This window comes from Pseudomonas sp. RC10-4-2 (assembly GCF_050433085.1).
GTDB lineage: Bacteria > Pseudomonadota > Gammaproteobacteria > Pseudomonadales > Pseudomonadaceae > Pseudomonas > Pseudomonas aeruginosa.
The window spans coordinates 1467093-1487358 of sequence record NZ_JBNPXX010000002.1 but is presented as its reverse complement, the minus strand read 5'-3'; the positions used below and the strand labels follow the sequence as shown (position 1 = coordinate 1487358).

Annotated in this window: 18 protein-coding genes, 1 pseudogene and 1 riboswitch; of the genes and pseudogenes, 14 read left to right on the top strand and 5 right to left on the bottom strand. The window is 70.6% G+C overall.

The genetic code is table 11. From position 1 onward, the window contains the following. Nucleotides 1-16: 16 nt before the first annotated feature. On the bottom strand, nucleotides 17-1867 hold the full coding sequence (btuB, locus tag FHW81_RS15020) for a TonB-dependent vitamin B12 receptor (protein WP_023118329.1): 1851 nt from the start codon (nucleotides 1865-1867) through the stop codon (nucleotides 17-19). 96 nt (nucleotides 1868-1963) lie between these two features. Further along, nucleotides 1964-2171: riboswitch (cobalamin riboswitch) on the bottom strand. A gap of 47 nt (nucleotides 2172-2218) precedes the next feature. Then, nucleotides 2219-4258, bottom strand: a complete 2040-nt coding sequence (locus FHW81_RS15015) for an FUSC family protein (RefSeq protein ID WP_024928677.1) — start codon at nucleotides 4256-4258, stop codon at nucleotides 2219-2221. Nucleotides 4259-4502: 244 nt separating this feature from the next. On the opposite strand from FHW81_RS15015, the gene FHW81_RS15010 reads away from it, so the two are divergent. The 5 genes from FHW81_RS15010 to FHW81_RS14990 all read left to right on the top strand — a co-directional run bounded on the left by FHW81_RS15010 (nucleotide 4503) and on the right by FHW81_RS14990 (nucleotide 8827). Beyond that, on the top strand, nucleotides 4503-5171 hold the full coding sequence (locus FHW81_RS15010; RefSeq protein ID WP_003086767.1) for a GntR family transcriptional regulator: 669 nt from the start codon (nucleotides 4503-4505) through the stop codon (nucleotides 5169-5171). Between the two features lie 116 nt (nucleotides 5172-5287). Next, the gene (locus FHW81_RS15005) at nucleotides 5288-6232 is read left to right on the top strand and encodes a 4-hydroxyproline epimerase (protein WP_003082577.1); all 945 of its coding nucleotides are present in this window, start codon (nucleotides 5288-5290) and stop codon (nucleotides 6230-6232) included. Then, nucleotides 6229-7344, top strand: a complete 1116-nt coding sequence (gene lhpB / locus FHW81_RS15000; protein ID WP_003120522.1) for a D-hydroxyproline dehydrogenase subunit beta LhpB — start codon at nucleotides 6229-6231, stop codon at nucleotides 7342-7344. The genes FHW81_RS15005 and lhpB overlap by 4 nt, the downstream gene beginning before the upstream one ends. Continuing rightward, the gene (locus FHW81_RS14995; protein WP_003114956.1) at nucleotides 7341-7577 is read left to right on the top strand and encodes a (2Fe-2S)-binding protein; all 237 of its coding nucleotides are present in this window, start codon (nucleotides 7341-7343) and stop codon (nucleotides 7575-7577) included. Before lhpB ends, FHW81_RS14995 begins: the two co-directional genes overlap by 4 nt. Further along, the gene (locus tag FHW81_RS14990; protein ID WP_009876112.1) at nucleotides 7574-8827 is read left to right on the top strand and encodes an NAD(P)/FAD-dependent oxidoreductase; all 1254 of its coding nucleotides are present in this window, start codon (nucleotides 7574-7576) and stop codon (nucleotides 8825-8827) included. The genes FHW81_RS14995 and FHW81_RS14990 overlap by 4 nt, the downstream gene beginning before the upstream one ends. On the opposite strand, the gene FHW81_RS14985 is transcribed toward FHW81_RS14990, so the two are convergent. After that, nucleotides 8824-9726 carry a DMT family transporter gene (locus FHW81_RS14985; RefSeq protein ID WP_003114958.1) on the bottom strand — a complete coding sequence of 301 codons (903 nt, stop codon included), beginning with the start codon at nucleotides 9724-9726 and terminating at the stop codon, nucleotides 8824-8826. The two genes, FHW81_RS14990 and FHW81_RS14985, sit on opposite strands and share 4 nt — an antisense overlap. A gap of 99 nt (nucleotides 9727-9825) precedes the next feature. Between FHW81_RS14985 and FHW81_RS14980 the strand changes: the two genes are divergently transcribed. Next, nucleotides 9826-10692 (top strand): LysR family transcriptional regulator, encoded by an 867-nt coding sequence (locus FHW81_RS14980; protein ID WP_003082572.1) that lies wholly within the window; start codon nucleotides 9826-9828, stop codon nucleotides 10690-10692. Between the two features lie 137 nt (nucleotides 10693-10829). Here FHW81_RS14980 and FHW81_RS14975 read toward each other — a convergent pair. Together FHW81_RS14975 and FHW81_RS14970 are read right to left on the bottom strand one after the other, a co-directional pair. Beyond that, nucleotides 10830-10952: pseudogene (locus tag FHW81_RS14975) on the bottom strand (helix-turn-helix domain-containing protein); the annotation flags it as partial. A 36-nt stretch (nucleotides 10953-10988) separates the two neighbouring features. Continuing rightward, nucleotides 10989-11933: a helix-turn-helix transcriptional regulator gene (locus tag FHW81_RS14970; protein ID WP_023835661.1), complete on the bottom strand. Its 945-nt coding sequence runs from the start codon at nucleotides 11931-11933 to the stop codon at nucleotides 10989-10991. Between the two features lie 38 nt (nucleotides 11934-11971). Here FHW81_RS14970 and FHW81_RS14965 point away from each other — a divergent pair, with 38 nt between their 5' ends. The 8 genes from FHW81_RS14965 (at nucleotide 11972) to FHW81_RS14930 (ending at nucleotide 20232) form a co-directional block, all read left to right on the top strand. After that, entirely contained in the window at nucleotides 11972-13414 is a 1443-nt protein-coding gene (locus FHW81_RS14965; protein ID WP_004348763.1) for an MFS transporter, read from the top strand. Nucleotides 13415-13455: 41 nt separating this feature from the next. Next, on the top strand, nucleotides 13456-14253 hold the full coding sequence (locus tag FHW81_RS14960; protein WP_003159850.1) for an AraC family transcriptional regulator: 798 nt from the start codon (nucleotides 13456-13458) through the stop codon (nucleotides 14251-14253). Nucleotides 14254-14510: 257 nt separating this feature from the next. Continuing rightward, the gene (locus FHW81_RS14955) at nucleotides 14511-15332 is read left to right on the top strand and encodes a transporter substrate-binding domain-containing protein (RefSeq protein ID WP_003082561.1); all 822 of its coding nucleotides are present in this window, start codon (nucleotides 14511-14513) and stop codon (nucleotides 15330-15332) included. A 58-nt stretch (nucleotides 15333-15390) separates the two neighbouring features. Next, nucleotides 15391-17133, top strand: a complete 1743-nt coding sequence (locus tag FHW81_RS14950) for an aconitase family protein (protein ID WP_034054629.1) — start codon at nucleotides 15391-15393, stop codon at nucleotides 17131-17133. Next, a complete protein-coding gene (locus tag FHW81_RS14945) occupies nucleotides 17133-17798 on the top strand; it encodes an amino acid ABC transporter permease (RefSeq protein ID WP_003082559.1) in 666 nt (221 codons plus the stop codon). The genes FHW81_RS14950 and FHW81_RS14945 overlap by 1 nt, the downstream gene beginning before the upstream one ends. A 10-nt stretch (nucleotides 17799-17808) precedes the next feature. Next, nucleotides 17809-18453 (top strand): amino acid ABC transporter permease, encoded by a 645-nt coding sequence (locus FHW81_RS14940; RefSeq protein WP_429479258.1) that lies wholly within the window; start codon nucleotides 17809-17811, stop codon nucleotides 18451-18453. Continuing rightward, nucleotides 18450-19172: an amino acid ABC transporter ATP-binding protein gene (locus FHW81_RS14935; protein WP_003082555.1), complete on the top strand. Its 723-nt coding sequence runs from the start codon at nucleotides 18450-18452 to the stop codon at nucleotides 19170-19172. The genes FHW81_RS14940 and FHW81_RS14935 overlap by 4 nt, the downstream gene beginning before the upstream one ends. Before the next feature lie 25 nt (nucleotides 19173-19197). Beyond that, nucleotides 19198-20232 carry a trans-3-hydroxy-L-proline dehydratase gene (locus FHW81_RS14930; RefSeq protein ID WP_003082552.1) on the top strand — a complete coding sequence of 345 codons (1035 nt, stop codon included), beginning with the start codon at nucleotides 19198-19200 and terminating at the stop codon, nucleotides 20230-20232. Nucleotides 20233-20266: the final 34 nt, after the last annotated feature.

Here is a 20266-nt window from a genome sequence, read left to right as displayed (position 1 = left end):
TTCGAAATACCCGGCCTCACAGAGCCTGGTAGCGCACGCTGAGGTAGACCGCCTGGCCAGGCTGGTTGTAGCCATACGCGGTTTCGTAGTCGGCACCGAACAGGTTGGCGATCCGGCCCTGCAGACGCCATTCGTCGTTCAGCCGGTACTCGCTGCGCAGGTCGAGGGTGGCGTAGCCGCCCAGGCGCACCTTGTTGGCCGGGTCATCATAGCGTCGGCCTTCGGCGTGCACGCTGGCGCCCAGCGAAAGACGCTCGAAGCGCCGGTCCAGTTCCAGGTTGAACATCCGCCGCGCCCGGCGCGGCAGCTCGTTGCCGTCGTTGACGCCGCCGGAACGGTTTTGCGGGTCGAGGAAGGTTGCGTTGGCGTTCCAGTCCCAGCCCAGCCACTGGCTGCCGAGGACCAGTTCGACGCCACGGATGCGCGCTTCGTCGATGTTGTTCGGCTGCCCCCAGGGGCGCCCCGGCGCCGGACGCGGATCGTTGCCGATCAGGTCGTCGACGTTGGTACGGAAGGCATTCACCGCCCAGTGCCCCCAGCCATGCGTACCGCTCAGCCCGACTTCCAGGCTGCGCGAAGTCTCGGCGTCCAGGTCGGGATTGCCGTAGTCGGGGTAGTAGAGTTCGTTGAAGGTCGGCGCCTTGAACGCCGTGCCGTAGCTGACGGTGAAGCGCAGCGCGTCGCTCAGCGCGTAGCCCCAGGCGGCGCTGCCGGTGTCGTGCACGCCGAACTGCTGGTTGTCGTCGCGGCGCAGGCTCAGTTGCCAATCCTGGCGACCGTACTGGCCGAGGTACTGGGCGAACCAGCCTTTGTTCAGCCGCGAGTCGACGCTGAAGGCTTCGCTGCTGCTGATCTCGTCCTTCTGCCAGTCGTAGCCGAGGGTCAGCACATGGCCTTCGGCCAGAGTCAGGTCGTTCTGCCAGGACAGGCTGTCGCGACGGGTATCGAAGCGCGAGTAGAAACGGCCATCCTGATAGGCATCGGCCTTGTCCTCGCTGCGCCCGGCCTGGAGGGTCACCAGCCAGGGATCGAACGGAGTGAAGCGGGCACGGCCGCCGACCAGGTTCTGCTCGCCGTCGGCGTTGGCATTGACACCGGAGTTGCCGAAGACCTGGTCATAGTCGTTGTGCGACTTGGCCCTCAGCAGGGTACCGTCGAGTTCCAGGCCATTGTCGAAGCGATAGCCGCCGCGCAGGTTGCCGGACAGGTTGCGGTAGCCGTCTCGGTCTGGCTCATAGCCCGCAGTACCGGCGCGCTTGGTATTGATCCCCGCCGTATCGAAGCTGCTCACCCCGAGGCTGTACCAGCCGTTGCCGGCGCCGCCGCTGACCCCGGCGCTGCCCTCCAGGGTCTGATGGGTGCCGTAACCGGCGGAGAAGAACGGCTTGGCGCCCTGGCCGTCGCCGCGCCGGGTGAAGATCTGGATCACCCCGCCGATGGCCTCCGAGCCGTACAGGCTGGAACGCGGCCCGCGGACCACCTCGATGCGCTCGATCAGCTCCACCGGCAAGTCCTGGAACGCGGTGAGGCCAGCGCTGGCCGAGCCGACCTTGATGCCGTCGATCAGCACCAGTACATGGTCGGACTCGGTGCCGCGCAGGAACAGCGTGGTGTTCTTGCCGAAACCGCCGTTGTTCGCCAGCGACACGCCGGGTACCTGGCGCAACAGCTCCGGCACGCTGCGCGCCTGGCTGCGCTCGATATCCTCGCGGTCGATGACGCTCACTGCCGCCAGGCTCTGGGAAGCGGTCTGGGCGGTACGGGTGGCGGTCACCACCTGGTCGGCAAGGCTGACCGGTTCGGCCAGGCTCAGGGAAGACGCGCCGCACAGCGCCACGGCTGCCGGGGTCAGGAAAACTCTGTTCATGCTCTGCGCTGCTCCGTCGCTCTCACCCGCGCGACCTGGGTTGAGGCAGACGGAGGACGAAGCGACGGCAGGAGACGTCCGACAGCGCCCTCCGCGATGCCGTGGGTGCGTCAGGCCGGTCTCCGGGCTCGCGAGCGAAGCGCTGGACGCTTCCAGCCGCGCCTTCCCATGCCGGAGCACAGTGGTCATCGAGCGGCTGTCTGATTCGCCTACCGTTGCGGGGGCAGCGCTGGCCTGGTTCCGACGGAACGCACCAGCTTCCCTGTTTCACCCCTTGCGGGGCACCTGTCGCAAGGCGCGCAGCTTAGTGGTTCGGGGCTTGCGCGGTCAATGTGGGCGGCCACCGCAGAACTAGCGCCCGGCTCCGGGGAGCGGGTCCGTGCGCAGCGCCGTCCCGGCCGGAGCATGGCTGCGGCACCACTGCCGCCAGGTGGCCTGCAACTGCACCAGCGCGGCGCCGGCCAGCTCACCGCGTTCGCTGCCGGCCAGCGGGCTGGCGGCCAGGGCCTTGAGCAGGCGCGCGGTCGGCGGGTCGAGGGCGTGTTCACGCTCGGCCCGCGGGCCATCGCCCAGCAGCGCCAGGCGCAGGCGCCGCAGGTAACGGTCGCGGGCCTGCGCCAGGGACGCCGGGACCTCCTCCAGGCACTGCCGCAGGTAGAGCAGCTCATCGCCGAAGTCGAGTCCCATCAGGCCGTCCGACCAGGGCTGGCGGCGCCCCTCCGGCAAACGGTCGTAGCGCTGCGCCAGGCGGATCAGGCGATCCGCGGTGCGCCCGCCGAACCAGGCCTCGGCCTGCGCCGGCGAGCGCAGGGTGAGCCGCGCCAGGTCGCCGAGGGTGGCCTGCAGCATGCGCCGGTAATGGCGTTCGCCCGGCCGCAGGCTGACCAGGTTGAACACCAGCACGGCGAAGGCCACCCCGAGCACCGTCGACAGGGCGTTGTTGAGGAAGTGCGCGAGGTCGTAGCTCATGCTGTTGCTCGGCGCGACGTTCTTCACGAAGAAGATGCAGAACGGCGAGGCGATCCCGGCCAGGCTCGCCCGGTTCACGCACAGCGCGGCGAAGAACAGCGGTACGCCCAGGCCCAGGCAGAGCAGCGGGAAGCCGTCCACGCCGGGCAGGTAGAACAGTGCGACGAAGCCGGCCAGCGGGATCGACAGGAGAATCCCGCGAAGGAAGTTCAGGCCGGCCTGGGCCGGGTTGTCGCGGCTGGCGAAGAGACTCAGCACCACCCCGGTGATCGACACCGCGCCCAACCCGCTCGGCCAGGCGCTGGCCAGCCAGAACGCGGCCACGCAGAGGAACGCCAGGGCGCTGCGCAGGCCGAACAGCACGCCGCGCTCGATGTCCCGGTGCCAGGCGATGGCGCCCGGCGCCTCGCGGGTGGGCGCGCCATAGACCAGCGCCTCGACGCTGCGCCCGGCCGCCCTCGCCTCGCCGAGCAGGCGTTCGAGGCAGACCAGGCACAGGTGCAACTGTCCATGCGCCGCGTCCAGCGCCAGGCGCAAGCGCTGCCGGCAGGCCTCGAACTCGGCCTGGCGGCCCTCGCGCAACAGTGCCTCGAGTTCTTCCAGCCAGGGCTGCAAGGCGTGCGCGCTGGCCGGATCGAGCAGCCTCCGCTCGCGAGCCACCTTGCGCGCCGCGCGCAGCAGGCCGAGCAGGTCGAGGCCAAGCACGCGCAAGGCCTGGGAACGGGCGCGGCCGAGCGCGCCCTCGAACCAGGCATGGTCGCGCTGGGCGTCCGCCGCGGCGATCCGCCCCAGCGCCGCGAGCAGCTCGCCGCGTTCGTCGGCGCCGCGCAGCTCCGCCGCGGCCGCCTGCAAGCCGGCCTCCCAGGCCGCCTTGCCCTGGTTCGCCAACTGGCGTTCCAGGCGCCGCGGCCAGAGCAGCACATTCACCAGCGCCGCGCAGAGGATGCCCAGGCCGATCTCCGAGCAGCGGGCCACCGCCTGGTCGAACACCGTCGCCGGATCGGCGCTGGCCGGCAGGGCGACGATCGCCGCGGTGTAGCCGGCCAGGACGAAACCGTAGGACGCATGGTTGTGCAGCAGCGACGCGCCGGCGGTGCAGAACGCCAGCCAGAGCGCCATCAGCAGGAGGAAGGGCAGCGATGCCTGGCCATAGAGCGCGACCATGCCGATGGACACCAGCGCACCGGCGCAGGTGCCGATCAGGCGGAACATGCCCTTGGCCAGGACCATGCCGCTATAGGGCTGGCTGACCACGAACACCGTCATCAATGCCCATTGCGGCTGCTCCAGCTCCAGGCTGAAGGCCAGGTACAGGGCCAACCCGCCGGCCAGCAGGGCCTTCACCGCGAACTGCAGTTCGTGCAGGCGCGGGCACAGCAGCACCTGCACCAGGTCGGAGGAAAAGAAGGAAGGCTTGGCCATCGCGGACGCCCCGAAATACATGAGCGAGCGAATTATTAGCAAGCTAATTTTCTATTGTCCAGCCTCTCCGCGAACTTTCCGGAAGAGCGTTTCGCCCTGCGAAACATGCGCCACGGAGGCCCACTGAAGCCGACCAACACGCCTGCGCAGAAGGCGCCAACCGGCAGCGGCAGCCGCCGAGCGTTCGTATACAATATCCCGCACGTTCCCAACGCCACGCAGGTTGCCCCGCTTGCCTCTCTCCATGCTCAACGCCCCTAACCTGGGCATCGCTCCTTCGGCCTCCGAGATCATCGCCAAGCACCTGCGCGAAGCGATCATCGCCGGGCATTTCGCCGAGGACGAACCGATCCGCCAGGACGACATCGCGCAACTCTTCAATGTCAGCAAGATTCCCGTCCGCGAGGCCCTCAAGCGCCTGGAAGCGGAAGGCCTGGTGCTGTTCCAGCGCAACAAGGGCGCGGTGGTGACGCGTATTTCCGAACCGGAACTGGCGCAGATGTTCGAAGTGCGGGTGCTGCTCGAGGCGCAGGCGATCCGCCTGGCGGTGCCGAACATGGACGAGACCACCTTCGCCCGCGCCGAGGCGATCTGCGCCGACTTCGTCGGCGAAGACAACGTCGGCCGCTGGGCCGAACTCAACTGGCAACTGCACGCCTGCCTCTACGAACCGGCGCAGCGGCCGTTCCTGGTCAACCTGATCCGCTCCATCCACGACAAGCTGGAACGTTACCTGCGCATGCAGATGAGCCTGTCCGAAGGCAAGCAGCGCGCCGACCAGGAACACCGCGAGATCGTCGCCGCCTGTCGCGCCGGCGATGCCGAACGGGCCGCGGCACTGATCGAGGCACATATCGTCGGGGTCTGCCGGACCCTCTACGAACACCTGCCGAACCGCCCGGCCAGCACCTGAGCCGGGCCATCCCGGCTATGCCGCTTTCGTCACTCGCCTGAGCGAAAACCCTCAAGCGCCCCGCCCCGCCGAAACGCCACCCTGTGGCGCATACCCCGGCACAGGCGAGGGCCACCATGCAACGCATCCGCATCATCGATTCGCATACCGGCGGCGAGCCCACCCGCCTGGTCATCGGCGGCTTTCCCGATCTCGGCCAGGGCGACATGGCTGAGCGCCGGCGCCTGCTCGGCGAGCGCCACGACGCCTGGCGCGCCGCCTGCATCCTCGAGCCGCGCGGCAGCGACGTACTGGTCGGCGCCCTGCTCTGCGCACCGGTCGATCCCGAAGCCTGTGCCGGAGTGATCTTCTTCAACAACAGTGGCTACCTCGGCATGTGCGGCCACGGCACCATCGGCCTGGTCGCCTCGCTGGCACACCTCGGGCGGATCGGTCCCGGCGTGCACCGCATCGAGACACCGGTCGGCGAGGTCGAGGCGACCCTCCACGAGGACGGCTCGGTCAGCGTGCGCAACGTGCCGGCCTACCGCTACCGTCGCCAGGTCAGCGTCGAAGTGCCCGGCATCGGCCGGGTCAGCGGCGACATCGCCTGGGGCGGCAACTGGTTCTTCCTGGTCGCCGGACACGGCCAGCGCATCGCCGGCGACAACCTCGACGCCCTCACCGCCTACACCGTCGCCGTCCAGCAGGCGCTGGAAGACCAGGGCATCCGCGGCGAGGACGGCGGCGCCATCGATCACATCGAACTGTTCGCCGACGATCCCCACGCCGACAGCCGCAACTTCGTGCTCTGTCCCGGCAAGGCCTACGACCGCTCGCCCTGCGGCACCGGCACCAGCGCCAAGCTGGCCTGCCTGGCCGCCGACGGCAAGCTGCTGCCCGGCCAGCCCTGGCGCCAGGCGAGCGTGATCGGCAGCCAGTTCGAGGGGCGTTACGAATGGCTCGACGGCCAGCCCGGCGGGCGTATCGTGCCGACCATCCGCGGCCGCGCCCACGTCAGCGCGGAAGCCACCCTGCTGCTGGCGGACGACGATCCGTTCGCCTGGGGCATCCGCCGGTGAACGCCGAGGTCATCGTGGTCGGCGCCGGCATCGTCGGCAGCGCCTGCGCCCATGAACTGGCGCGTCGCGGCCTCGACGTACTGGTGCTGGACAGCCGCCGCGGCGGTGCCACCGCGGTGGGCATGGGGCACCTGGTGGCGATGGACGACAACCCGGCCGAACTGGCCCTCAGCGACTACTCGATCCAGGCCTGGCGCACCTGGGCGGCGGATCTGCCGGAAGACTGCGCGTACCGCAATTGCGGCACCCTCTGGCTGGCCGCCGACGCCGCCGAACTCGCCGAAGCCGAGCGCAAGCGCCAGGCCCTGCTGGCCGCCGGCGTCGCCTGCGAGATGCTCGACGCCGCGCGCCTGCGTGACTTGGAACCGGTCTTGCGGCCAGGCCTCGCCGGCGCCCTGAAGGTGCCGGGCGACGGCATCCTCTACGCGCCCAACGCGGCGCGCTGGCTGCTCGAACGAGCCGGCCCGCGCCTGCGTCGATTGCACGCCGAAGTCAGCGAAGTGGACGGCAGCCGCCTGCGCCTGGCCGACGGCCGCTGGCTGAGCGCCGAGGCACTGGTGCTGGCCAACGGCATCCATGCCGGCGAGCTGTGCGCGGAGCTGCCGATCCGCCCGAAGAAAGGCCACCTGCTGATCACCGACCGCTATCCCGGCACCCTCCGCCATCAACTGGTGGAACTCGGCTATGTCAGCAGCGCCCACGCCAGCAGCGGTACCTCGGTAGCCTTCAACGCCCAGCCGCGCCCCACCGGGCAGGTCTTCCTCGGCTCCTCGCGGCAGTTCGACACGCTCGACCCGCAGGTGGAAGGCCCGGTGCTGGCGCGCATGCTGCGGCGTGCCCTGGACTACCTGCCGGGGCTCGCCGGCCTCAATGCGATCCGCGCCTGGACCGGCTTCCGCGCCGCCACTCCGGACGGCCTGCCGCTGCTTGGCGAGCACCCGGCGCAGCCGGGCCTGTGGCTGGCGGTCGGCCACGAGGGCCTGGGCGTGACCACCGCGCCGGGCAGCGCGCGCCTGCTCGCCGCCCAGTTGTTCGGCGAAACGCCGCCGCTGGATGCCACGCCTTATCTGCCGCAACGCTTCCTCTCCAGCTCCGGGAGTGCCCGGCCATGATCGAACTGTTCATCGACCGGCGTCCGCTGCGGGTCGCCGTCGGTACCAGCGTGGCGGCCGCCCTCGCCCTCGGCGGCGACGGCTGCTCCCGCAGCGCGGTCGGCGGCGGGCGGCGCGCGCCGTTCTGCGGCATGGGCGCGTGCCAGGAATGCCGGGTATTGATCGACGGTCGGCGACGCCTGGCCTGCCAGACCGTCTGCCAATCCGGCATGCGCGTGGAGACCCAGGCATGAGCGCCGACTACGACCTGCTGATCGTCGGTGCCGGCCCCGCCGGCCTGGCCGCAGCGCTGGCCGCCGCGCCGAGCGGCGCGCGCATCGCCCTGGTCGACGACAACCCGGCCGCCGGCGGACAGATCTGGCGCGACGGCCCGCGTGCCAGCCTGCCGCCGCGTGCCCATCAGATGCGCCAACGCCTGGCCGGGCAGGCCAATGTCGAGCACTTCCCGGCGACCCGGGTGGTCGCCTGCGGTCCCGGCAGGCGCCTGTTGCTGGAAGACCCGCAACGTGGCTGGCAGGTCGGCTACCGACGCCTGGTCCTCTGCACCGGCGCCCGCGAACTGCTGCTGCCTTTTCCCGGCTGGACCCTCCCCGGCGTCACCGGCGCCGGCGGCCTGCAGGCGTTGGCCAAGGGCGGCCTGCCACTGGCCGGCCAGCGCCTGGTGGTGGCTGGCTCCGGCCCGCTGCTGCTGGCCAGCGCCGCCAGCGCCAGCCAGTGCGGGGCGCGCCTGCTGCGCGTCGCCGAACAGGCGCCGGCGAGAACCCTGGCCGCCTTCGCCGTACGCCTCCCGCGCTGGCCCGGTAAGCTGTGGCAGGCCGCCGGCCTGTTCGCCCGTAGCTACCGCGCCGACAGCTACGTGCTCGCCGCCCTCGGCGAGGAGCGCCTGGAAGCCGTGCGCCTGCGCGAAGGCGGTCGGGTCCGCGAGATCGCCTGCGAACGCCTGGCCTGCGGCTTCGGCCTGGTGCCCAACGTGCAACTCGGCCAGGCCCTCGGCTATCGCCTCGACGGCCCGGCGCTCGCCGTCGACGAATGGCAGGCCGGCAGCCTGCCCGACCACTACGCCGCCGGCGAATGCACCGGCTTCGGCGGCAGCGAACTGGCCCTGGTGGAAGGCACCATCGCCGGCCATGCCGCCGTCGACGAGCGCGACGCGGCTCGCCGCCTGTGGCCACGACGGCGACGCTGGCAGGGCTTCGCCGACACCCTGGCGCGACACTTCGCCCTGCGTGCCGAACTGCGTCAACTGGCGGAGGCGGATACCCTGGTCTGCCGTTGCGAAGACGTCCCCTTGGCCGCGCTGGCCGGGCATGCCGGCTGGACCGAGGCCAAGCTGCACAGCCGTTGCGGCATGGGCGCCTGCCAGGGGCGGATATGCGGCAGCGCCGCGCAATTCCTGTTCGGCTGGACGCCTCCGGCGCCGCGTCCGCCGTTCAGCCCGGCGCGCCTGGAGACCCTGGCCTGCTGGCAGGGCGACGCCGGCTAGCGACGCTCGGCGCGATACAGCCAGCCGAGGCCGGCCAGCGACAGCAGCAGGCCACCCAGCAGCATGGGTGTCAGCGGCTCGGCGAACATCCAGTGCGCCCATAGCAGGGTCAGCGCCGGGCTCAGGTACAGCGCCGCGCTGCCACCCTGTGCGGAAAGATGGCGCAGGCCCAGCCAGTACAGGCCGTAGCCGCCGAAGGTGGGCAGCAGCACCAGCCAGGCGAGCCCGAACAGGAATCCGCCGGACAGCGGCGGCCGCAGGCTACCCTCCGCCAGCGCCAGGCCGGCGAACGCCGGCAGCGCGGCGCCGATCTGCACGAACAGCACCACGGCCAGCGATCCCGGCGCATCGTCCCAGCGCTTCTGCAACAGGGTGGCCAGGGCCAGCGCCAGCATGCCCAGCAGCGGCAGGCCGTAGGCCCAGCCCGGCGCCCGCCCCAGCGCCAGCGCCGCATGCCCGGCCCAGAGCACCCCGGCGACGCCCAGGGCGATCCCCGGCCACTGCCCCGGCCGCGTTCGCTGCCCCGGCAGGACCAGCGCCAGCAAGGCCACCAGCAGCGGCAACAGGTCGGCCATCAGCGCCGCCACGCCCGGCGAGACGCCGAGTTCGATGGCCTTGGCGATCGGCGCGATGTAGCCCGCGTAGGCCAACGCCCCGATCAGCGCCTGGCGCCGCCACTGGCGCGCCGACAACCGGCGCAACCCGGCCCAGGCGAAGGGCAGCAGCAGCGCCAGGCAAACGGCGAAGCGCCAGAAGCTGGTGAGGAACACCGGCGCCTGTTCCATGGCATAGCGGTAGCCGACGAAGCCGGAACTCCAGGCCAGTACCATGCCCAGTTGCACGGCCAGCAGGCGGGTCGCCCCGGGCATCGCTCGCGGGGTGCAGGTGGTCGCGCGCATCGCTCGCCTCCGTCGGTCAGGTTCGAGTCGAGGCTAGGCGGCCTCCGCCGCTACTATCAAACGAAACTATCTGCACCAGTCATGCAGGAAATCGGAACCATGAGCGCCAACCTGGATATCGAGCTGCTGCGTACCTTCCATGCCATCCTGCGCTTCGGCCGCTTTCTCGCCGCGGCCAGCCACCTCAACCGCAGCCCCTCGGCGGTGAGCACCCACGTCCGGCGCCTGGAGGAACTGGCCGGCGGCCGGCTGTTCGAGCGCGACAACCAGTCGGTGCGGCTGACCCCGCTGGGGCAGCGGTTCCAGCGCCAGACCGCCGAGCTGCTGGAGACCCACGACCGCGTGCTCGCCGGGTTGCGCAGACGGGAAGAGCCGCTGCGGGTGCGCTTCGGCATTTCCGAGGAATACGCCGGCAAGCTGCTCGGCCGCCTCCTGCCACGCCTCGGCGCGGAACTGCCGGCGCTGGAGCTGGAGGTGCTCACCGACGCCAGCGGCAGGCTGGCCGGACGCCTGCGGCGCGGCCAGCTGGACCTCGCCCTGCTGGTGCAAGCGCAAGACGAAACCCCGTACGACGGGCACTCCCGCGAGATCGGCGGCACCCAGCCGGTGTGGGTCGCCGGCCACGGCCTGCGGATCGATCCGCAACGCCCGCTGCCGCTGGCCCTGCACGGCCAGGGTTGTCCCTATCGGCAGGCGCTGCTGGAAGCCCTCGGCGCGACGGGCCGGCGCTGGCGCACGGTGGTCAGCAGTCCCGGCGCGGCGGCGCTGGAAGCGGCCATCGAAGGCGGCCTGGCGATCGGCGTGATCGACCGTGCGCGGGTCGGCCCGACGATGCGCGTGCTGGGGCCGGCGGAGGGCTTCGCCGAACTGCCCGCCCACCGCATTCGCCTGGCCTTCGCCCCGGGAGAGCGGCCGCCGGCGCTGGAGCGCCTCGGCGAACTGATCGCCGAGGAGTTCCGGCTCTGAGCCGCTACAGCGCCGGGCGCTAGACCCGCAGGCGGTGGCCGTCTGTCAGTTTCCGGCAGCAGTCGCTCACTGCGCGGCGATGCTTTCCCGTTCACGCCACTCGCGCAGCAACGCCTGGCGCCGGCGCCGCCCTCGATGTGCGCGCCCTGCTGTCGCAGGATGGCGATATCGCGGTAGAGGGTGCGCAGGCTGATCCCCAGTTCGCCGGCGAGCACATGCCCGGCCACCGGGTAACGGTGCCGGCGCAGAATCTGCAGCAGGTCGAGCAGGCGCTGGCTACGGGACAGGGCGCCGACTCACAGTTGCTCCAGGCAGTCGCGGGCGTGGTCGTCGAGGGGGACGAAGACCAGCAGGCGATCGCCGTTCTTCGGCGCCGACCACCAGTTGGTCTGCTGCAGTTCGAATTCGCCGCAGCGCGCATGACGGAAGCGCTTGAGCTGGTTTTCGATACCCATCACCTCGTTGCGCCGCCAGATCTCGCGGAACTCCGCCGAAGCCTCCAGGCAACGCTGCAACTGCCGCTCCCACAGCGGATCGCCCATGCGCTCGACCATTGCCGCGCGGAAGAAGCCGACCATCCGCGGCAACGCCTCCTCGCGGTTGGCCATGCAGTAGCGCCAGCGCTCGTGGGTCAGCGCCAGGTAGATGCAGTTGCGGTCTTCCTCGGGGATCTCCGCCAGGTCGATGCCCACCAGCCGGCAATAGGCGCGGTTGTAGCCGCGGATGTCGAAACGGGCGTTCTGCACCATGGCCGGCAACGGGTCGAGGGCATCGAGGATGGCCTGGGTGGCGGCCGAGGGCTTCTCGCAGACCGCCCGCCGCGCCGAGGTCGGCGCGGCCAGCCCGGCGAGGTTGAACAGGTGGTGGGTTTCCGTCTCGTTGCACAGCAGGGCGCGGGCGATGGCTCCGATCACCTGCTCCGAAGCGCGTACCGCGCGGCCCTGCTCCAGCCAGGTGTACCAGGTCACGCCGACCCCGGCGAGCTGCGCCACCTCCTCGCGACGCAGGCCCGGCGTGCGTCGGCGGCCGAGGCGGGAAATGCCGACCCGCTGCGGCTCGATGCTTTCCCGCCGGCGGCGCAGGAAGGCCCCCAGCTGTTCGGCGCGGGACGGCTGCGCGGGGCTTTCCGCAGAGTGGCTGGCAGGGGCGTCGAGTGGCATGGCGAAGTCCTCCGAAGGGCAGACGGGTAGCGCCAATACCAGGATAAGCAAGAACTGGTACCGGGTTAGCCAGAAGTGCATGCTGCCAGCCCACTCCCCTCCGCACAAGGACTCCGCCCATGCCCAGCACCGTCTCGTCGTCGCGGCTCGGCCTCGCCGGGCTCTGCATCCTGCTGGCGGGGCAACTGTTGCCGATGATCGATTTCTCCATCGTCAACGTCGCCCTCGACGCCCTCGCCCATTCCCTCGGCGCCAGCGAAACCGAACTGGAACTGATCGTCGCCGTCTACGGCGTGGCCTTCGCCGTGTGCCTGGCGATGGGCGGCCGGCTTGGCGACAACTACGGCCGTCGCCGCCTGTTCGATCTCGGCGTCGCCCTGTTCGCCGTCGCCTCGTTGCTTTGCGGGCTGGCCGGTTCGGTCTGGCTGCTGCTGGTGGCGCGCGCCCTGCAGGGCGTCGGCGCGGCGCTGATCGTGCCGCAGATTCTCGCCACCCTGCATGTCAGCCTCAGCGGCCACGCGCATTCCCGCGCGCTGGCCGCCTACGGCGCCATCGGCGGCCTGGCCTTCGTCGTCGGCCAGGTGCTCGGCGGCTTCCTGGTCTCCGCCGACATCGGCGGCCTCGGCTGGCGCAGCGTGTTCCTGATCAACCTGCCGATCTGCCTCGGCATTCTCCTTTGCAGCCGCCGCTGGGTACCGGAGACCCGCGCCGAGCATGCCGCCCGCGTCGACGCGCCGGGCACCCTGCTGCTCGCCGCGCTGATCCTCTGCCTGCTGCTGCCGCTGGCTCTCGGCCCATCGCTGCACTGGTCCTGGCCCTGCGCCCTGCTGTTGGCGGCGGCGGTGCCGCTGCTGGCCTGGCTGTGGCGCACCGAGTTGCGCCAGGAACGCCGCCAGGCCTGGCCGTTGCTGCCGCCGTCGCTGCTGCGCCTGCCGAGCATCCGCTTCGGCCTGTTGCTGGCGATCCTGTTCTTCGCCTGCTGGAGCGGCTTCATGTTCGCCCTCGCCCTGGCCCTGCAGGCCGGCGCCGGTCTCTCGCCGGTACAGGCCGGCAATGCCTTCATCGCCCTCGGCGCCTCCTACTTCGTCTCGGCGCTGCTCACCGCCCGGGTGGCGGCGCGGATCGGCCCGGTACGCCTGCTGCTGCTCGGCTGCGTCATCCAGATGTGCGGCCTGCTCGGCCTGATGCTGACCCTGCAACGGGTCTGGCCGCAGCCGGGCATCCTCAACCTGGCGCCGGCGACCCTGGTGATCGGCTTCGGCCAGGCGTTCATCGTCAGCAGCTTCTTCCGCATCGGCCTCTCGGAGGTGCCGGCCGCCCAGGCCGGCGCCGGCAGCGCCATGCTCGCCACCGTCCAGCAGGCCTCCCTCGGCCTCGGCTCGGCGCTGCTCGGCGCGGTGTTCGCGCACAGGCTGGAGCGCCATGGCGACTACCTGGAAGCGACGCAGACGACCCTGGCCGTCGAGTTCGTCCTGATGACGCTGCTGCTCGGCGCCACCTGCCTCTTCTACCTGCGCCGCGTGCGCACGGTGCCATTGCGCTGCGACTCGCCGGGCAACTGAGGCGCGCGGCCGGGCCCTGTTCCCGGCCGCCGGCGCCCCGTATGCTGGCGCGGTCCCCCAGCCAGGCCTTCGCCCCGATGCACGACCTGCTCGCCGCCCCGCCCCCCGCCGACCTCGCCAGCCTGCTGGCCAGCCTGCGCCAGGTCGAGGCGCTGCTCGACGCCATGCCCGGCGTGGTGTTCTTCGTCAAGGACGAGCGCGCCCGCTACGTCCTGGTCAACCGCACCCTGGCACGCCGCTGCGGCGTGAAGGACAAGGCCGAACTGCTCGGCCGCAGCGCCGACGAGGTCTTCCCTTCCAGCCTCGGTCCGCTCTATGCCGAGCAGGATCGGCGCGTGCTGCGCGGCGGCGCGACGCTGGAGAACCAGTTGGAGCTGCACCTCTATCCCGGTCGCCAGCCGGGCTGGTGCCTGACCCACAAGCAGGCGCTGCGCGATGCCAACGGGGCGATCATCGGCATGGCCGGCATCTCCCACGACCTGCCGGCGGCGCAGTCGGCGCACCCGGCCTACGGCCGGCTGGCGGCGGTGGATGCGCATATCCGCGAGCACTACGACCAGCCGCTCAGCCTCGCCGATCTCACTGCCATCGCCGGGCTCTCGGTGGCGCAACTGGAACGTCACTGCAAGCGCATCTTCCAGCTCACCCCACGGCAGATGATCCACAAGGCGCGGCTCGGCGCCGCCTCGCAACTGCTCGCCGGCGACGCGCCGATCACCGAGATCGCCCTGCGCTGCGGCTACACCGACCACAGCGCCTTCAGCCGCCAGTTCAAGGCGCTCACCGGACTCTCGCCGAGCCAGTACCGCGAGACCCATCGCCAGCCCCGAAAAGCGTAACGCCTCGCCCCGCCACGGGGCGGCGGTAGCAATCCTGCTCCATTTTGTAACACCGCCGGCCGCGCCCGAGCGGGGCGCAGTCCGGCGCGGCCTGGCACAGCGACGCGCCAGCCAAAGCGGTCGCGCTCCAGCGAAAGGTTTTTTATCGCCGTCGGACGAGGTTCTGGCACAGCCATTGCTCACTTAAAATATCGTATACGAAATCACAAATACGGGATTTGCCGCCCTCCCACTCAACCGCATCGCCAGAGGCCCCCATGAATACCAAGAAGACCCTTGCCCTAGCCCTCACCGCTGCCCTGGGCTGTTCCCTCGCCGGTCTCGCCCAGGCCGACAAGCTCGACGACATCATCGAGTCCGGCAAGCTGCGCTGCGCCGTCACCCTGGACTTTCCGCCGATGGGCTCGCGCGATGCACAGAACAACCCGGTGGGCTTCGACGTCGATTACTGCAACGACCTGGCGAAGGCCCTGGACGTCAAGGCGGAGATCGTCGAGACGCCCTTTCCCGACCGCATCCCGGCGCTGGTGTCGGGTCGCGCCGACGTGATCGTCGCATCCACCTCGGACACCCTGGAGCGGGCCAAGACCATCGGCATGAGCATCCCCTACTTCGCCTTCGTCAAGGTGGTACTGACCCGCGAGGACACCGGCATCGCCAGCTACGAGGACCTCAAGGGCCGCCCGGTCGGCGGCACCGCCGGCACCTTCGAGGCGCTGGCCCTGGAGAAGGACAGCAAGGCCTGGGGCGACGCCAAGGGCAGCTTCCGCGCCTACCAGTCCGAGGCCGACACCGCCCTGGCGATCAGCCAGGGGCATATCGACGCCACGGTCGTCTCTTCCACCGTCGCCGCCTCGTGGATCAAGTCGGGCAAGTACAAGGGCCTGAAGATCGCCGGCGACGCGCCCTATGACATCGACTACGTGGCCCTCGGCGCCAAGCGCAACGAATACGGCCTGCTCAACTACCTGAACCTGTTCATCAACCAGCAGGTGCGCACCGGCCGCTACGCCGAGCTGGCGCAGAAATGGGTCGGCGGCACGGCGCCGGAGCTGACCACCAGCGCGGTCTACCGCTGAAGCCGAGGGCGCGGTCCGCCGCCGGGCCGCGCCGTTTCCCCCCGTCCTGGATGCGCCGATGAAGCACGCACATCTCATCGTTCCCCGTACCCTGGTCGCCGGCAGCGCGTCCGGCGAACTGCTGTACGCCCCGACCGGCCTGAGCTTCTGGGGCGGCGTCGACCCGCGCAGCGCGGAAGTGATCGACCGTCACCACCCGCTCAGCGGCCGCCATCTACACGGCAGGCTGCTGGCGATTCCCGGTGGGCGCGGCTCCTGTACCGGCAGCAGCGTACTGCTGGAACTGATCCTCGGCGGACGTGCGCCGGCGGCGATCCTCCTGCGCGAACCGGACGAAATCCTCGCCCTCGGCGCGATCGTCGCCGAGGAACTGTTCGGCCGCTCGCTACCCATCGCCTGTCTCGGCGAGCGCTTCGACGAACTCGCCGCCTATCCCTGGGCGCGCCTGGCCGACGGACGCCTGGAACTCCACCGCGATGCCCCGCCGCCGCTGGAGGCCCGACCCGCCGAAGGGCTGGCGACCGATGCCGGCCCGCGACTGGACGCCTTCGACCAGGCCCTGCTCGCCGGCGAACACGGCGAAGCCGCACGCCTGGCGATGCGCATCGTCCTGCGCATGGCGGCGTTGCAGGGCGCGCAACGGCTGATCGACATCCAGCGCGCGCACATCGACGCTTGCATCTACACCGGCCCGGCCGGCCTGCGCTTCGCCGAGACCCTGCGCGACCTCGGTGCCCGGGTGCGGGTACCGACCACCCTCAACGCCATCTCCGTGGACCAGCGCCGTTGGCGCGAACAGGGCGTACCCGCCGCCCTCGGCGAGCCAGCCGTGGCCCTGGCCCTGGCCTATCTCGACATGGGCGCGCAGCCCAGCTTCACCTGCGCGCCCTACCTGCTCGACGACAGCGCGCGGGCCGGCGAACAGATCGTCTGGGCCGAGTCCAACGCGGTGCTCTTCGCCAACAGCGTGCTCGGCGCACGCACCAACAAGTACGCCGACTTCATGGATATCTGCTGCGCCCTCACCGGTCGCGCGCCGCTGGCCGGCTGTCACCTCGACGAGCAGCGCCAGGCGCGGGTACTGATCGAAGTGGAAGACCTCGGCAGCGTCGACGATGCCTTCTACCCGACCCTCGGCTACCTCTGCGGCCTGCTCTGCGACGGACAGATCCCGGCGATCGACGGCCTGCGGCAGCGGCAGCCGGACCACGACGCGCTCAAGGCCTTCGGCGCGGCGCTGGGCACCAGTTCCTCGGTGCCGATGTTCCACGTCATCGGCGTCACCCCGGAAGCCCCTGACCTGGCCAGCGCCTTCGGCGGCCGCGCGCCGCGGCGGACCCTGCGGGTCGGACGCGAGCGCCTGCGCGACGCCTGGCGCGAGCTGGACAGCGCCGGCGAGACGCGGATCGACCTGGTGGCGCTGGGCAACCCGCACTTCTCCGCCAGCGAATTCGCCCAGCTCGCCGCGCTCTGCCACGGCCGCCGCAGACACCCGGAGGTAGCGCTGGTGATCACCAGCAGCCGGCAGGTCGTCGCCCAGGCCGAAGCGGCCGGGCACCTGGCGACGCTGCAGGCGTTCGGCGCGCGGCTGGTCACCGACACCTGCTGGTGCATGCTCGACGAACCGCTGGTGCCGCCGGGCGCGCGCACCCTGATGACCAACTCCGCCAAGTATGCCCACTACGCCCCCGGACTGGTCGGCCGCCAGGTGCGCTTCGCCGGCCTCGCCGGCTGCGTCGAGGCCGCCGTCGGCGGGCGGGCCCCCGCCGGGCTGCCCGCCTGGTTGAGCGAGGACTGCTGATGTTCGACTACACCTTCCACTGGCGCTCGGCGTTCAACGCCCTGCCGGAGATGCTCGCCGGCAGCCTGGTGACGCTCCAGGTCACCGCGCTGTCGATGCTCTTCGGCATCCTCATCGCCCTGCTCCTGGCCTTCGCCCGGCTCGGCGGCAACCGCCCGCTGCGCGCCGCCGCCGGAGCCTGGATCTCCATCGCGCGGAATACCCCGGCGCTGTTCCAGATCTACATCCTCTACTTCGGCCTGGGCTCCTTCGGCCTGCACGTCAGTTCCTGGTTCGCCCTGCTCGCCGGGGTCACCTTCAACAACGCCGGCTACCTCGCCGAGACCTTCCGCGGCGGCCTCCAGGCGGTGCCCGAGACCCAGTTGCGGGCGGCCCGCTCGCTGGGCATGAGCGCGCCGCAGGCCTATCGCCTGGTGGTGATCCCGCAGCTGCTGCGGGTGGTGTTCTACCCGCTGACCAACCAGTTGGTCTGGGCCATGCTGATGACCTCCCTCGGCGTGGTGGTGGGCCTGACCGACGACCTCACCGGCGTCACCCAGGCACTCAACGTCAAGACCTTCCGCACCTTCGAATACTTCGCCCTGGCCGCCGTCCTCTACTTCGCCATGGCCAAGCTGCTGGTGCTGGCCGCCCGCCTGCTGGGCTGGCGCCTGTTCCGTTACTGAGGGGAATGCCGTGTTCACCACCAGCCTCACCGCCAACGACCTGCTGTTCCTCCTGCAAGGCGCCTGGACCACCCTCGCCATCACCGCCATGGCGATGCTGATCGGCACCCTGCTGGGCGTCGTCTTCGGCCTGCTCCGCGCCCTGCTGCCACGCGCCAGCCTGCCACTGGCGGCGCTGCTCGACGTATTCCGCAGCGTGCCGCTGCTGATCCAGTTCGTCCTGCTCAATTCCTTCAAGAGCATCCTCGGCCTCGACTGGAGCGCCTTCGCCGTGGCCTGCCTGGTGCTCGGCGTGTACGCCGCCGCCTACTGCACCGAGGTGGTCCGCGGCGGCGTCCTCTCGGTGCCGCCGAGCGTGCGCCGGGCCGCGCGTTCGCTGGGCCTGAGCTACCGCCAGGACCTGTTCCACATCGTCCTGCCGATGGCCGCCCGGGTGGCCTTCCCCGGCTGGGTCAACCTGACCCTGTCGGTGATGAAGGACACCTCGCTGGTGCTCTGGATCGGCATCGTCGAACTGCTGCGCGCCTCGCAGACCATCGTCACGCGCATCCAGGAACCGCTCTTCGTGCTCTGCATCGCGGGGCTCGTCTATTACCTCATGAGCTGGGTGGTCGCGCGACTCAGCGCCCGGCTGGAACGGAGATGGCAGCAATGATCGAGATCAGCGACGTGCACAAGGCCTACGGCCAGTTCGAGGTGGTCAAGGGTGTCGACCTGAGGGTGGACAAGGGCGAGGTGCTGTCGATCATCGGCGGCTCCGGTTCCGGCAAGTCGACCCTGCTGATGTGCATCAACGGCCTGGAGCCGATCCAGCGCGGCAGCATCCGCGTCGACGGCATCGACGTGCATGCCCGCGGTACCGACCTCAACCGCCTGCGGCGGAAGATCGGCATCGTCTTCCAGCAGTGGAACGCCTTCCCCCACCTGACCGTGCTGGAAAACGTCATGCTCGCGCCGCGCAAGGTGCTCGGCAAGAGCCGCGCCGAAGCCGAGGCGATGGCGCTGAAGCAACTCACCCACGTCGGTCTCGGCGACAAGCTCAAGGTCTTCCCCCAGCGCCTTTCCGGCGGCCAGCAACAGCGCATGGCGATCGCCCGGGCGCTGGCGATGTCGCCGGACTACATGCTGTTCGACGAAGCCACCTCGGCGCTCGACCCGCAGTTGGTCGGCGAGGTGCTGGACACCATGCGCCTGCTCGCCGAGGAAGGCATGACCATGGTCCTGGTCACCCACGAGATCCGCTTCGCCCGCGACGTGTCCGACCGGGTGGCGTTCTTCCGCAATGGCCTGGTCCACGAGATCGGCACCCCCGACCAGGTGATCGGCAACCCGCAGCGGCCGGAGACGGTGGAATTCCTCCGCTCGGTGCTCTGAGCCCGCCCCCGCACAGGAGATAGCCATGCGTTCGCAGCGGATCGTCCACATCGTCAGTTGCCATGCCGAAGGCGAGGTCGGCGACGTGATCGTCGGCGGCGTCGCCGCACCGCCCGGCGCCACCCTCTGGGAACAGTCGCGCTGGATCGCCAGAGACCAGGACCTGCGCAACTTCGTCCTCAACGAACCGCGCGGCGGAGTGTTCCGCCACGCCAATCTGCTGGTGCCGGCCAAGGACCCGCGCGCGCAGATGGGCTGGATCATCATGGAGCCGGCCGACACCCCGCCGATGTCCGGTTCCAATTCGCTGTGCGTGGCCACCGTACTGCTCGACAGCGGCATCCTGCCGATGCGCGAACCGCTGACCCGGCTGCTGCTGGAAGCGCCGGGCGGGCTGATCGAGGCCCGCGCGGAATGCCGCGACGGCAAGGCCGAGCGGGTGGAAATCCGCAACGTGCCGTCGTTCGCCGACCGCCTCGACGCCTGGATCGAAGTCGAGGGCCTCGGCTCGCTACAGGTCGACACCGCCTACGGCGGCGACAGCTTCGTCATCGCCGACGCCCGGCGCCTGGGCTTCGCCCTGCGCGCCGACGAGGCCGCCGAACTGGTCGCCACCGGCTTGAAGATCACCCACGCGGCCAACGAACAACTGGGCTTCCGCCACCCGACCAACCCGGACTGGGACCATCTGTCCTTCTGCCAGCTGGCCGCGCCGCCGGAGCGCCGCGACGGTGTCCTCGGCGCGAGCAACGCGGTGGTCATCCGCCCCGGCAAGATCGACCGCTCGCCCTGCGGCACCGGCTGCTCGGCGCGGATGGCGGTGCTCCAGGCGAAAGGCCAGCTGCGGGTCGGCGAACGCTTCGTCGGGCGCTCCATCATCGGTTCGGAATTCCACTGCCACATCGAGTCGCTGACCGAACTCGGCGGCCGTCCGGCGATCCTCCCGTGCCTGTCCGGGCGGGCCTGGATCACCGGCATCCACCAGTACCTGCTCGACCCGGACGATCCCTGGCCGCAAGGCTATCGGCTGTCCGACACCTGGCCCGGCGGCCACTGCTGACCACCCCGCCCGACCGCAGGCAGCGGCCGGGCGG

Coding starts and splice junctions, on each gene's coding strand:
- FHW81_RS14955 (WP_003082561.1), top strand. CDS start 14,511: ATGAATACCAAGAAGACCCTTGCCCTAGCCCTCACCGCTGCCCTGGGC.
- FHW81_RS14970 (WP_023835661.1), bottom strand. CDS start 11,933: ATGCACTTCTGGCTAACCCGGTACCAGTTCTTGCTTATCCTGGTATTG.
- FHW81_RS15010 (WP_003086767.1), top strand. CDS start 4,503: ATGCTCAACGCCCCTAACCTGGGCATCGCTCCTTCGGCCTCCGAGATC.
- FHW81_RS14930 (WP_003082552.1), top strand. CDS start 19,198: ATGCGTTCGCAGCGGATCGTCCACATCGTCAGTTGCCATGCCGAAGGC.
- FHW81_RS14990 (WP_009876112.1), top strand. CDS start 7,574: ATGAGCGCCGACTACGACCTGCTGATCGTCGGTGCCGGCCCCGCCGGC.
- FHW81_RS15005 (WP_003082577.1), top strand. CDS start 5,288: ATGCAACGCATCCGCATCATCGATTCGCATACCGGCGGCGAGCCCACC.
- FHW81_RS14950 (WP_034054629.1), top strand. CDS start 15,391: ATGAAGCACGCACATCTCATCGTTCCCCGTACCCTGGTCGCCGGCAGC.
- FHW81_RS14985 (WP_003114958.1), bottom strand. CDS start 9,726: ATGCGCGCGACCACCTGCACCCCGCGAGCGATGCCCGGGGCGACCCGC.
- FHW81_RS14945 (WP_003082559.1), top strand. CDS start 17,133: ATGTTCGACTACACCTTCCACTGGCGCTCGGCGTTCAACGCCCTGCCG.
- FHW81_RS14935 (WP_003082555.1), top strand. CDS start 18,450: ATGATCGAGATCAGCGACGTGCACAAGGCCTACGGCCAGTTCGAGGTG.
- FHW81_RS14960 (WP_003159850.1), top strand. CDS start 13,456: ATGCTGGCGCGGTCCCCCAGCCAGGCCTTCGCCCCGATGCACGACCTG.
- FHW81_RS14980 (WP_003082572.1), top strand. CDS start 9,826: ATGAGCGCCAACCTGGATATCGAGCTGCTGCGTACCTTCCATGCCATC.
- FHW81_RS14995 (WP_003114956.1), top strand. CDS start 7,341: ATGATCGAACTGTTCATCGACCGGCGTCCGCTGCGGGTCGCCGTCGGT.
- FHW81_RS14965 (WP_004348763.1), top strand. CDS start 11,972: ATGCCCAGCACCGTCTCGTCGTCGCGGCTCGGCCTCGCCGGGCTCTGC.
- btuB (WP_023118329.1), bottom strand. CDS start 1,867: ATGAACAGAGTTTTCCTGACCCCGGCAGCCGTGGCGCTGTGCGGCGCG.
- FHW81_RS15015 (WP_024928677.1), bottom strand. CDS start 4,258: ATGGCCAAGCCTTCCTTCTTTTCCTCCGACCTGGTGCAGGTGCTGCTG.